The organism is Pseudobutyrivibrio xylanivorans DSM 14809 (assembly GCF_900141825.1).
GTDB lineage: Bacteria > Bacillota > Clostridia > Lachnospirales > Lachnospiraceae > Pseudobutyrivibrio > Pseudobutyrivibrio xylanivorans.
Genome location: NZ_FQYQ01000015.1, coordinates 61,026 through 74,093 on the forward strand (window position 1 = coordinate 61,026; position 13,068 = coordinate 74,093).

The 13,068-nt window shown below is 32.4% G+C and carries 11 protein-coding genes; all 11 read left to right on the top strand.

What is annotated here, in order from left to right:
* The first annotated feature begins 183 nt into the window (after window positions 1–183).
* Window positions 184–1,005, top strand: coding sequence for an O-antigen ligase family protein (locus tag BUA88_RS10985; RefSeq protein WP_143151431.1), 822 nt, complete (start codon window positions 184–186; stop codon window positions 1,003–1,005).
* A gap of 54 nt (window positions 1,006–1,059) precedes the next feature.
* Window positions 1,060–2,256 carry a glycosyl hydrolase family 28-related protein gene (locus BUA88_RS10990; protein ID WP_072917845.1) on the top strand — a complete coding sequence of 399 codons (1,197 nt, stop codon included), beginning with the start codon at window positions 1,060–1,062 and terminating at the stop codon, window positions 2,254–2,256.
* A 24-nt stretch (window positions 2,257–2,280) separates the two neighbouring features.
* Window positions 2,281–3,240 carry a DUF6625 family protein gene (locus tag BUA88_RS10995; protein ID WP_072917850.1) on the top strand — a complete coding sequence of 320 codons (960 nt, stop codon included), beginning with the start codon at window positions 2,281–2,283 and terminating at the stop codon, window positions 3,238–3,240.
* Window positions 3,233–3,967 (top strand): acyltransferase, encoded by a 735-nt coding sequence (locus tag BUA88_RS16615; RefSeq protein WP_072917855.1) that lies wholly within the window; start codon window positions 3,233–3,235, stop codon window positions 3,965–3,967. The genes BUA88_RS10995 and BUA88_RS16615 overlap by 8 nt, the downstream gene beginning before the upstream one ends.
* On the top strand, window positions 3,960–4,925 hold the full coding sequence (locus BUA88_RS11005; RefSeq protein WP_072917860.1) for a glycosyltransferase family 2 protein: 966 nt from the start codon (window positions 3,960–3,962) through the stop codon (window positions 4,923–4,925). Before BUA88_RS16615 ends, BUA88_RS11005 begins: the two co-directional genes overlap by 8 nt.
* Before the next feature lie 3 nt (window positions 4,926–4,928).
* Complete coding sequence (locus tag BUA88_RS11010; RefSeq protein WP_072917865.1) at window positions 4,929–5,960, top strand: polysaccharide pyruvyl transferase family protein; 1,032 nt, start codon at window positions 4,929–4,931, stop codon at window positions 5,958–5,960.
* A gap of 15 nt (window positions 5,961–5,975) precedes the next feature.
* Window positions 5,976–7,523, top strand: coding sequence for a lipopolysaccharide biosynthesis protein (locus BUA88_RS11015; protein WP_072917870.1), 1,548 nt, complete (start codon window positions 5,976–5,978; stop codon window positions 7,521–7,523).
* 14 nt (window positions 7,524–7,537) lie between these two features.
* Window positions 7,538–8,536, top strand: coding sequence for a glycosyltransferase (locus tag BUA88_RS11020; protein ID WP_072917874.1), 999 nt, complete (start codon window positions 7,538–7,540; stop codon window positions 8,534–8,536).
* Between the two features lie 12 nt (window positions 8,537–8,548).
* On the top strand, window positions 8,549–9,694 hold the full coding sequence (locus BUA88_RS11025) for a Coenzyme F420 hydrogenase/dehydrogenase, beta subunit C-terminal domain (RefSeq protein WP_072917878.1): 1,146 nt from the start codon (window positions 8,549–8,551) through the stop codon (window positions 9,692–9,694).
* Between the two features lie 106 nt (window positions 9,695–9,800).
* A complete protein-coding gene (locus BUA88_RS11030; RefSeq protein WP_072917883.1) occupies window positions 9,801–11,723 on the top strand; it encodes a glycosyl hydrolase family 28-related protein in 1,923 nt (640 codons plus the stop codon).
* A 111-nt stretch (window positions 11,724–11,834) separates the two neighbouring features.
* On the top strand, window positions 11,835–12,749 hold the full coding sequence (locus BUA88_RS11035; protein WP_072917888.1) for a glycosyltransferase family A protein: 915 nt from the start codon (window positions 11,835–11,837) through the stop codon (window positions 12,747–12,749).
* Window positions 12,750–13,068 lie beyond the last annotated feature (319 nt).

Below are 13,068 nucleotides of genomic sequence, written 5' to 3' on the forward strand. Positions count from 1 at the left end.
AAGAAAGAATATTTTGGCATAGAAACAGTGTTTTTCTTAATTCATATTGGTTGGTCAATATATGCTTCGTATCTGAATGTCGGTGGTGTTGTAACGACAAATCCATTTTTGTCTTCATTGGCTTATTCTGTACTACTTACTGAATGCTATCTTTTCTTTGCAATTATGGCAGGGGAAGGGTTAATGAACAAATACATTGATCTTCTTTTTAAGTATTTGTTCGGCATAATGGTAGTTAATGATTTGTTGATTTTAGCAAGGATTACTAATAGCACTTACTATCTTGTGGGAATCAAGTTTGATGTTACATATCTTCATATCATGGTTTTAGCTTTATTCTATTATAAATATATGATGACAGAAGATATTGATAGAATAACATGGGTTAAGTATATTGTTTTAATCGCAGAATCAGTACTTATAGCAAAAGTTGTTGACTGTGCTACTGGGTTAGTTGGTGCGGTATTGCTTGTCGTAATGTTATTCGTTCATAGAAATAAGAATTACATTATGAATAAGAGGCTTCTTATATTACTAGTGGCAATAGCGTGTATGCTTTTCCCATTCTGGTATAATCTGATTCTTTCTAATCATTATGTTACTTATTTTGTTGAAGGTATCTTGCATAAAAAGATTACTTTAACAGGACGTACATATATATACGAAATAGCATTAGTGTTACTCGGCGATGGCTGGATGACTGGCTATGGTATAGGAACAAATTATGAAATATGTATGAGAGCAGGGTTTGTTAACATTCAAAATGGTTTTTTGAAAGTTTTCATGGATACTGGTATCATTGGTGGACTATCTCTTTTGGCACTTGTTTTTTTAGTGTTCGGAAGAACAAGGAATAGTAGAAAAGAAACAATCATTTTCGCTTCATACATTTTTGTTTTTATTATTCTTTCGTCTATTGAGATTACAATCGGAAATACATTTATGTTTTGGTTATTGTTTTTATTTGTATATGGTAGAGCGGTTAGAAATACAAATAAAAAATAAAAAAATATATCTTATATAAGTTATGAAATAAATTGTTATACGGGGGAGAAGTAATTGTTAAGAAAAATTAAATTAATTATATGCAGTATGCTCATTGTGAGTATATTCCTGCTAAACTCAAATGTTATTGACGCAAAGGTTAAAGTACGTAAATCTGTTGCGGCTTCACAACAAACAGTCAAGTTAGTTAATGTTAGAAAGTTTGGAGCAAAGGGTGACGGCGTTACAGACGATTACCAAAGTATTATAAATGCACTAAATGCAGTTAAAGATACTTCAAGTGTTTTGTATTTTCCGAACGGTGACTATTACTGTTCAACTAAAATTCTATTAAATTCCAGCTATTCCATCAAAGGGGAATCTAAGGAACAAACCACAATTACATTTAGAGATTGTACCAAGAAAGCTAATTACGACGAATGGAATCAAAGAGGTTTGTTTACATTCAACGGTAAATCACTTTCTTTATCAAATATTACTTTTAGATATATCGCTAATACAGAAACAAAATATACTCGTACAAAAACTCAAACCGGTGCCGAAGCTCCTGAGGGAGTTTTGGTATCTGTTTTGCGTGGAGATAATATTAATATACAGGATTCTGTTTTTTGGGTAGGAGGAAAAGCCAATCCCTCAATAACATGTATGTGGATGAAAGCTGAGGGCGCTGATATTTCTAATGTAAATATTAATAGGTGCAAATTTGAAAATGATACCACAGCAACTGTTGGAGGCTGTCTATGGTTTTCTTCGCATGACAACAAGAATGTAAAAGTAAATAATGTCGTAATATCGGAATGTGAAATGCTGAAACATGCCAACGATGAAGCGTTAGCTCTTTGGGGGTTTAATGTATGCGATTTTTACATTATGAATAACAATATCACTTATAGTGGTCAGCAAGTTCAAAACGATGTTTTGATATCATTTGGTATGCCAGATCCAAGTAGAGTAGAATCCTTAAGAAATATTCACTTTAATAATAATGCAATTAATTTAAATGGAAAGTGTATAGCAGCGGTTAAATTTCAGCTTCTTTCGAATGATTCATATATAGATTTTAGCAACAATACTATTGAAGGTAATATGAACAATAAAACTACATTAGATTGTATTTGGTTTGCAAAATCAGGGACTGTTGATTTTTATAATAATACTATCAATGTTAAGGGTGGAAACAAAGTTTCTCTGTTAAAGAAAAGTCATGAAAATGATGTAAATATGAAAGGAAATTCCTTTAATCGTAGATAGAAAAAATTCATGGAGAATAGTTTTATGAAGAAATGTGCTTTTATCAATCCGTATTTTGGAAAACTCCCTAAAACATTTCCGGTTTTCCTTAAAACCTGTGAGAAGAATCCGGATTTTGAGTGGTTGTTTTTCACCGATGATGAGTCAGATTATGATTATCCCCAAAATGTAAAAAGAATATTGATGACATTTGACGAAATGAGAGAGCTTGCCCAGAGCAAATTCGATTTTCCCATTGTTTTAAATCAACCATATAAATTATGTGATTATAAGCCTGCGTATGGTCTTATTTTTGAAGATTACATTAAAGAATACAGATTTTGGGGCCATTGCGATGTTGATACAATCATGGGCAATCTTGGAAGATTTATAGATGATAAGATGCTTGATGAATATGATAAGATTTTTTGTTTAGGACACATGATTCTCTACAGAAATTCTTTCGAAAACAATCGTGTGTTTATGAAGGAAGCAAGAGGAAGATATTTCTACAAAGAATCGTTCACTACTGAGAAAATCACAGCATTTGATGAGACATGGGATGAAAATACAACCGTTAATACAGTGTTTGTAGATAATGGCTATAAGGTTATGATGGAAGACTGGTCTGTAAATTTCCAGATATTACCTACACGTTTCACAAGAGTAGTTTTTAATCCTGAAAAATATGGATTTGATGTTTTCCCTTACGAGAGAGCTGTTTATGTTTGGGATAATGGAGATATAAAGAAATATTATATGGAAAAAGGAAAGCTTTGTCATAAGGAAGAGTTATATATGCATTTCCAAAGTAGAGACATGAAGTTTTCCGAAGATGTATTGACATCGGATTTATTTAAAATTGTTCCTAATAGGTACTGTGCGTTATCAAGAAATATTGATTGTGATAGAGACTTTTATAGGGAATCACGTCCAGTGCTTTCTTTTCATTATTTCCAACTAAAGTGGAAGAGATTTATGAAAAGGATGAAAAAAAATGGATAAATTAAAGAGCATTATTAAAAAGATTATATTCGGCTATAAAGCTGATTCAGAAAGCTATGAAAAATTCCTTAAGAATTTGGGAGTTAAAATAGGAAAAAACTTTCAAATTTATTATCCATCAAGCACAGTCATTGATCTCCAAAATCCATATCTTTTGACTATTGGAGATAATGTCTCGCTAACAGGCCCGGTTACAATTATGACCCATGATTATAGCTGGAAAGTATTCAAAGTAATGGATGGACGTATTTTAGGTAATCAGAGACCAGTTACCATTGGAAACAATGTATTTGTTGGCTGGGGCGCTACAATTCTTGCTGGAGCTAATATAGGTGACAATGTAATTATTGGAGCAGGTGCTGTTGTTACATCAAAGTGTGAGAGTAATTCAGTATATGCAGGCTCACCTGCAAAGCGAATTATGTCTATTGAAGAATTTATAGAACGTCGAGAAAAGAAGCAGGTAGAGGAAGCGCAGCAGATATACAAATCATATGTCAGAAGATTTGGCGAAAAGCCAAAAATGAGATTGTTTGAATCATATTTCCCTATTTTCACTTCTGAAAGAAACTATTCTGAAGTTGTGGCAGAGTTTGGAGATAGATTGGAATTAGAAGATACCAAGGAATTAAGTCTGGAATACCTTAAAAGAAATCAAAATTCTTTTGATTCATTTGAGGATTTTGAAAACAGTATTGAGATAGAGAAGAGTGTAAAAAATGATTAGTGTGATTATTCCTGTATATAATGTTGAAAAGTATCTGGAAAGATGCATTAATTCTATATTATCTCAAACATATAAAAATGTTGAGATAGTTTTAGTAGATGATGGATCAAAAGATTCTTCTCCACAGATTTGTGATGATTTTTCACTCAAGCATGACAATATTAAGGTAATACATATTCCTAATGGAGGAGTTAGTAACGCTCGTAATTTAGGTATAAAAGAAGCAAAAGGGGAATGGATTACCTTTGTTGATGCAGATGATTATTTAGATCTTTCTCATTTAGAAGTACTTAATAACTCAGTGGAAAGTAATGTAGACCTTGGAGTATGTGATTATAAGCTAGTATCAGAAAATGGTGAGGTAATACAAGCTCGTGTTTTGACAGATGAATTTCCAAATTCATTTTCAAAGATTCAGGCATTGGAAGATATGGGAAGAGGCACCTCTGTATGGGGATATGTCTGGAATAAGCTTTTTAAAAAAGAACTAATTATTTCGAATGATATTTGGTTTGATTCTGATATTAAGATTTGGGAAGATATGCTTTTTTGTGCAGAATATATTTCTTATTGTGAAAAGGTATTTGTTGCACAAAACTCTTCATATAACTATGTGGTGAGAGAAGGCAGTGCAGTAAACAGCACATCATTTACCCTGATTTCTACTAAATATACAGCATGCGAAAAATTTGAAATACTTTTGGATGGGCTGATAAACAAGGGTATTCTTTCAGAAAACTCTCAGTTTTCAATTTGGGTGAAAACTGTTTTTGCGGAAACATGTCTATATGGAATTATAAATGGACAGTTTAAGAATAGAATTTATGATAAAAAGCTTATAGATAAATATTTATCTAAAGTAAAAAAATATAAAAAGTATATTAATGTACGACAAAGAGTTGAATTAGATGCTCTAAGAGTATGTCCGTACATAATATATATATTAAAGAGGGAATAGGATATGAGAAAAAAAGAAGTAAGAATTGTAACTATTGTAGACAGAAATTATGGTAATCGATTGCAGAACCTTGCATTAACAAGAGTTTTAGAACAATTGGGATGTAATGTTAAGACATTACCAGTTCAAAAATTATATAAATTAAAGAAAATGGTCAAGATTGTGCTTAACCCAATATTGGGAAAAGGCAATGAATGGGAAAAATTTGAAACACTCATTCACTATGACAGATGCATTGCTTCAGAGATTAATACAGACAAAATTGATTACTTTGTAGCTGGAAGTGATCAGGTATGGAACCCACACTTTGTATTCCTTTCAAAGAGAGAGTTCCTTTATTTTGCAAAGCCAGAACAGAGAGTTTCTTATGCTGGAAGTTTTGGTGTAACTGAATATCCAGAGGATAAGAAAAAAGAATATGGTGAAGAATTAAAGAAATTTAAGGCAATCTCAGTAAGAGAAAAATCAGCCATTGATCTTGTTAAGGAAATGTCTGGCAGGGATGCACAGTTTGTTCTTGATCCAACTCTTCTTTTATCAGCAGATGATTGGAATCGTGAGATCAAGAACAAGGATCAGGAAGGCAAGCCATATGTAGCTGTTTACTTCCTTGGTGATATGAAGAACGAATGCGTCACAAAGGTCCTTGATGAATGTAAGAAAAAGGGAATGGGCGTAAAGAATATTCTAGAAATGAATAAGGCAAATGATGGCGGAGTTGGTCCATTCGATTTCGTTTCCATTATTAAAAATGCAGATTATGTTTTAACAGATTCATTCCATGCAACTGTATTTTCTTTGATTTATCACAGAGACTTTGTTGTAGTTAATCGAAGCAAAGACAAGTGGACAGGAAATATGAGCACAAGACTCGTTTCATTACTAGATATGATTGGTATGCAGGAACGTTTTGTTGCTACTACAGATGAGCTTGAAAAGATTAACTGGAATTGTGACTATTCAGGTGTAGATTCAATAATTGAGGCGGAAAAAGCAAACTCAATTGACTTTTTAAAGAACAGTTTAAATATTTAATTAGGTGTTATAAAAATGAAAATTGAAAGAACTAAGAATGCTACAAGAAATATATTTTTTGGTGTGGTTTTAAAGATTTATCAGTTGCTCATACCATTTGTAATGAGAACACTGATGATATACTTGCTTGGTCCAGGTTATGCTGGTTTGAATGGACTTTTCACTTCCATACTTCAGGTTCTGAATTTGGCAGAGTTAGGTGTAGGATCAGCGATGGTATTCTCTATGTATAAACCAATTGCCGAAGATGATGAGGATACTATTTGTGCATTAATGTCACTATATAGAACATATTATAGAGTGATTGGATTAATTATAGCGGTAGCGGGATGTACAGTAATACCTTTTTTACCAAAGCTTATAAAGGCTGATTTACCTAGCGATATAAATCTGTATGTTTTATATCTAATGAACTTAGCAGCTACAGTTTTGACATATTGGCTTTTTGCTTATAGAAATAGTGTTCTAACTGCACATCAAAGAAATGATGTAGCTAATAGAGTAGTAATGGTCACCGATACCATAAAATATATAGTTCAAATAATAGTATTAACAGTATTTAGAGACTATTATTTGTATGTGTTGGCTATTCTTTTTTCTCAAATAATTGCAAATATTATAACAGCTCATTTTTCTAAAAAGTTGTATCCACAGTATAATCCAAAAGGTAAGTTGCCAAAGGAAGAGATTAAAGTAATTAATAAGCGAATCACCGATTTATTTACCTCTAAGCTGGGTTCTGTAATAGTTGGTTCTGCTGATGCAATTGTCATATCTGCATTTTTGGGATTGACTAGTCTTACTACTTATCAGAATTATTTCTATCCTATTAATTCGGTAATGGGAGTTATTACTATTGTTTACACGGCTTGTACAGCAGGAATAGGCAATAGTATTATCATGGAAACCCAAGAGAAGAATTTCAACGACCTTAAAAAGCTTACTTTTATAATTTGTTGGATTTCTGGTTTTTGTGCGGCATGCTTCTTGCTCTTAATGCAACCATTTATGAAGTTATGGATGGGCGAGAAATTAATGTTGAATTATATGATGGTAATCTGCCTGGTAGCATATTTCTTTATTCAAGAAATAAATTCTCTTTTGAATTTATATAAAGATGCAGCGGGAATGTGGCACGAAGATAGATTTAGACCATTAGTAACAGCACTTAGTAATCTTGTTATGAATTTAGTGATGGTTCAGTGGTGGGGGCTTTATGGTGTAATTTTATCAACTGTAATAAGTATGTTGTTAATAGGAATGCCATGGATTCTACACAATTTGTTTACAGTATTGTTTGAAAGAAGATTTCTTGCACAATATTTAAAATCGCTGTTTTCATATACAGTGGTTGTTATAATTATCGATAGCATCGTTGCATTTATATGCCTTAAAATCACAGGAAATCCACTGTTTGAAATGATTGTAAGACTAGTGATATGTACAGTTTTAGTCAACAGCACCTTCATTGTAATATATCACAAAACTGATGAGTTCAATGAGGCTATAAATCTATTTGACAAAATGACAAAAGGAAAACTAAAGAGAATAATTAAAAAATAAGAGGGAGACGAGAGATGAATAGGGAGAATTATTTGGTATCGATCATTGTACCAGTGTACAATGTCGAGAAGTATTTGGAAAAATGTATTAGTAGTTTAACTACACAATCTTATGAGAATATTGAAATCATTTTAATTAATGATGGTTCAAAGGATAAGTCTGGAGAGATATGCGATAAGTTTGCTGAGAAGGATGAGAGAGTAGTTGTATTCCATCAGAAAAATAGCGGAGTTTCTGTTGCAAGAAATAAGGGCTTAGAACTTGCTAAAGGTGAATATATTGCATTTGTAGATTCAGATGATATTGTATCGGAAAAGTATGTAGAAATACTTCTTGATGCATGCGTTAATAATAATGCGAAAATGTCTCAGTGTAACCATGACAGATTTGAGGATGATAACACAATTGATATGTATAAGGATGATTACAAAGAGGCTTGCCCAATTATTAGTGGCCGCGATATTTGTAAGAAAATTTATACTATTGAAGGTGTAAATGCAACTGTTCTTTGGAATAAGTTATATCACCGTTCATTGTTTGATGGTTTAAGATTCCCTGAGGGCAAGATTCACGAGGATTTATATTTATCTTATAGAGTATTTTATTCTGTTGAGAGAGTTGCGATTGTTCCTATATCTCTGTATTACTATCGTATAACTCCTGAGTCTATTACACAGAAGACTTTTTCTAAGAAGAATTTATTCTATTTAGATGCAGTAAAATCACAGGTTGATTATTACACTGAACAAAACGACAAAGAATTAGTGGAAAAAAGTAGTGGGCATTACGCTGATATAGTTATTTCTTTCTACAGAAATGTTAGAGAGAATCTTAGTAAGGATGAGTTTAATGCTGATGATTTAGTGAATAATATGAAAATGATTGTTGCATTACGTGAGAATAATCATTTAGTAAATCCCTTAAAGTATAAGCATTTCATAAAATGTCCGCTAATTACATCACAAATGGTTAGATATTCTACTGCCATTAAACGTAGGATAAAGTTTTCATAGGAGTCGATAAAATTGATAAGAATAACGAATAAAGAGAAATGCTGTGGTTGTATGGCTTGCGCCCAGGCGTGTCCTGTTGGCTGTATTGAAATGCAAGCGGATGCAGAAGGATTTTTATATCCTAATGTGGATGAGACGAAATGCATATCTTGTAACAAATGCGAGCGAGTATGTCCAATCATAAATGATTCAAAAAAATCTGAGGATGTGATTACCGCATTCGCAGCATATTCTAAAAATGAAGAGCTTCTACTAAAATCATCATCAGGAGCTATTTTTACTGAGATTGCGTCTTTGGTTTTAAAAGATGGTGGTGTCGTTTTTGGTGCAGCTTTTGATGAGGATTTTATGGTAAGACATACTTACGTAGAATCTATGGAAGATTTATATATTCTTCAGAGCAGTAAGTATGTTCAAAGTGTTATTGGTAATTCATTTAAAGAGGCAGAGACATTTCTTAAAGCTGGTAGAAAAGTATTGTATACTGGAACTGGATGTCAAATTGCTGGCCTAAAAGGATATTTAGGAAAAGAATACGATAATTTGTTTACCATAGATGTTTTGTGCCATGGGGCACCTAGCTCCCTTGTATGGAAAAAATATTTAGATAGTTTAAAAAGAAAAACCGGATTTGAGAAATTTGAGCATATTCGATTTAGAGTAAAGAATCCTAGTTGGAAAGATTATTCATTTGAAGTAACATCTGCATCTGGAAAAAAATATAGCCAATTATATAGGGATAATATATACATGAAATTATTCTTGAGAGACATATGTTTACGTCCATCATGCTATAGTTGTTCCTTTAAAAATATGGAAAGATACTCTGATATTACTTTAGGAGATTGTTGGGGTATCGAGAATATCATGCCGGATTTTTACAATGAGAAGGGTGTTTCGGTTGTGATAACTCACTCGCAACCAGGAATGAAGATGTTTGATAATATTAAATCAAACTTGGTATATAAGGAGGGAGAAGTTGATTTTTATCTTCCTAAAACGGCAGATTCACGACATTCTATGAAGGTGCCAAGTAATAGGGCAAAGTTTTTTAAAAAACTTTCAAAATGTGACGATGTTCAGGAATTATTAAAATATACTGAACCAGATGCATTAAGAGTGATATATAGAAAGATTAAAAAGATAATTAAGAAATAAGGTTTTTATAATTAAGATAAAACGAAATGTTATATTGTAGAGATGTTGCTTACCATAATTTTTTTTACATAAACAATAAAAGATAGCTAAGAAAGGAGACAGTAAATTGAGACAGAGTAGGAAAGCAATTTTTTATTATGCAATGTGTATCATTTTTGCTTTATTGTTGAATGTGACAAATGTAGATGCTGAGGAGGTTCAAGTATCTGATGTCACTTCAGAGTATTCAGTTACTGATTCGACAGAAAATGAAATTGAAGACGAACAGAATGAAGAAATCGAGAATGAAGAAAACAACAATGAATTAAATGATACCAATGGGGATGAGGTTAATGAAAAATTTGCTGACGAAATGGTATTATTGGAGGATTCTAAACTTCAAGAAAGTTTATTGGAAAACAATCAGGAGATTAGTCTTTTAGAGTCTAGTAAGATTCAGAAGAGTGCAAATCTTTTAGCTACCACTTCTAATAACCAAGATTATGTAAGTGTTAAAGATTATGGTGCAGTTGGTGATGGTAAAACTGACGATAGTGCTGCTATACAGAAAGCGTGTAATGCAGCTCGTGATTATGGTAAGACTTTATATTTCCCTAATGGAAATTATTACTCGTCAACTAATATTTTGTTAAACTTTGACTGTGTAGTTAAAGGTGAATCAAAAGAAAACACAATTATAAATTTTAGAGATTATGTAAATAAAAATAGCATTGACAGCTGGGATCAAAGAGGAATTGTAACTTTTAAGGCCAATTCACTTACTATGGAAAACATATCTTTTAGGTATACAGCTGATAATGGTACAAATTTTACTAGAAAGAAGAATCAGTCTGGAACAGAAGGTGTTTTATTCTCCATCATAAAAGGTAATTCAATTTCAATTAATAATTGTGGCTTTTATGTAGGAGGGGCTCAGAATCCTTCAATAACAGTCATGTGGATTAAAGCTGAGCAAACAGATATTAAGAATGTTAAGCTTAGTAAGTGTACATTAACTAATGATGCTGAAGCTACTGTTGGTGGAGGGTTATGGATTTCTGCTCACGATAGGTCAGATGTAAAAGTATCCGATATTCACGTTTCTGAGTGCACAATATCCAAAAAAGGAAATGACGAGGCCTTATCACTATGGGGATATTACCTAAGTGATATCTATATTGATTCTAACACTTTTAACTTTTCTGGAACCAAGGTTCAAAATGATGTGTTTATCGCTTTTGGAATGCCTGATACAAACAGAGTTGAAAGACTTACAGATATATATTTTACAAACAACCAAATAAATGTTAATGGCGCGGCGATGGATTTAATAAAAGCGCAGATATTATCTAGTAATTCAGAAATACATATTAGTGGAAATCATATCGACGGTGCAATCCAAGGTGTAACATGGTTCTCATGTTTTACATTCTATAAATCAAGTAAAATATTTTTGCATGATAATCATATTAATTTGACAGGTGGCAAAGTTGTATCATACATGACTTACAGATTTGGTACTATAGAATCTACAGACAATTATTTTACAACGAAGAATTGCAATAGAAGTATGATTATTAAGATGAATGATACGCAATATTTTGATTATGCAAACGTTCAGTGTTATCGTGATCATTTTAGTTTCGCGGACACAAATACAATCTCGGAGCAGTCTACTGTGCAATATCCTGCTAGTGGTCAGCTTAGATTTGAGGGATGTACTTTTGATACAACAGGAAGTGCTTTGCATGAATTTAGATATCAGATTTTAACGAAGACTGATGGAAGTACCGATTATGCTTATAATAAAATAATATTTTTAAATTGCAATTTTGATAGTAACTTGATATTTAAGTTCTATAAGTTTTCGAATACCCATTTAATATTAACTGGTACTACTTGCAAAAATTTGAATTTTCATAATCCAAACGGTAATAAGTGTCTTTTTGGATTAGATATTTCAAAACTTGTATGTAATTCTGTAAGATTAAATTACAAAGAAGTGCAGAAAAATAAATTGAATGCAACCAGTGGATATATAATAATGTAAAAAAATAAAAGGGCACCAACAAATAATGCTGATGCCCTTTTGTTTAAATATATGTAATATTATAAATTGTTTTGGTACCAGATAACGCATAATAATTGAGGAGTGAGACAAATGTCTGTAAGAATCAGTGTTATTACACCTACCTATAATAGAGCAGCTGTTCTTGGTAGAGTATTCGAGAGTCTGATGAATCAAACCAATAAAGAATTCGAGTGGATAATTATTGACGATGGTTCAAAAGATGATACAAAGACTGTTGTTGAGGGTTATGTTAGTAAAGCAAATTTCCAGATAAAGTATGTTTATCAGGATAATAATGGCAAGCATATTGCGATAAATAAAGGCGTGGAGTTAGCTATAGGAGAATTTATTGCGATAGCAGATTCGGATGATTCTTTTATCCCTACAGCGTTTGAAGTTATGTTGGATTATTGGGATAGGATTAGTCCTGGTGAGAGAGAACTATATCGTGGTATAACCTGCAGATGCTATGATCCTGATACAGGAGAAAAAATAGGTAGGTCCATTAAAGATGGATATGAGGATTATTATGGTATAGATGCCACATATAAGTATGGGCTTGATTTTGAAATGTGGGGAATTAATAGAACTGATTTAATGCGAAAATTTCCATTTCCTGACATTCGAAGAACTGACAATGGTGGCTTAAGTTTCTTCCCAGAAATAGTTATATGGGACAACATGGGAAGGAATTACAAAACAAGATACATTGATGATTGTTTGAGAGCATACTACCGCGATCAAGAAAATGCAACAACCAATAAAACTGGTAGCAGATCAAGAGAAAATGTTTACTTGTGGGAACACCTGATAAATGATATTTTCGACTATGCAAAGTATAAGCCAATGCGATTTATAAAAGCTCTTGTTGGTTTATCTATGGATAATTTACTAATCGGTAAAAAGTTTTTTGATATTGTGAAAATAGGTAATACTCCAATAAAGAGATTACTAATAACAGTTTTATTCCCAGTGGGGTGGGCATTATATATTAAGAAAAGATAGTATTATGGTAATAATTTAAAAGGCTGTGTTTGAACCAAACACAGCCTTTTTTTTAATGTGCGCCTAGCGGCGCACGTTTCTAACGGGTTCAAGTCCCGAATCCACCGTAAACGGTAAATAGTGGGTACCTCGTTCCATTTGTTCGGATTTGAGATAATTCTGTATAACAACTATGGATTGTATGGAAACTATGGACATAGTTCTCATACAAGTCATAAAACCCGAACATACAGGAGGATACTCATATGAAAAATTCAGCTGCCTTAAAAAGACAGATGCGTTATCAGCAATGGGTTGAAGAAGTTAAAGACTTCAATTC

Coding starts and splice junctions, on each gene's coding strand:
- BUA88_RS11005 (WP_072917860.1), top strand. CDS start 3,960: ATGATTAGTGTGATTATTCCTGTATATAATGTTGAAAAGTATCTGGAA.
- BUA88_RS10995 (WP_072917850.1), top strand. CDS start 2,281: ATGAAGAAATGTGCTTTTATCAATCCGTATTTTGGAAAACTCCCTAAA.
- BUA88_RS16615 (WP_072917855.1), top strand. CDS start 3,233: ATGGATAAATTAAAGAGCATTATTAAAAAGATTATATTCGGCTATAAA.
- BUA88_RS11015 (WP_072917870.1), top strand. CDS start 5,976: ATGAAAATTGAAAGAACTAAGAATGCTACAAGAAATATATTTTTTGGT.
- BUA88_RS11010 (WP_072917865.1), top strand. CDS start 4,929: ATGAGAAAAAAAGAAGTAAGAATTGTAACTATTGTAGACAGAAATTAT.
- BUA88_RS10985 (WP_143151431.1), top strand. CDS start 184: ATGAACAAATACATTGATCTTCTTTTTAAGTATTTGTTCGGCATAATG.
- BUA88_RS11020 (WP_072917874.1), top strand. CDS start 7,538: ATGAATAGGGAGAATTATTTGGTATCGATCATTGTACCAGTGTACAAT.
- BUA88_RS11035 (WP_072917888.1), top strand. CDS start 11,835: ATGTCTGTAAGAATCAGTGTTATTACACCTACCTATAATAGAGCAGCT.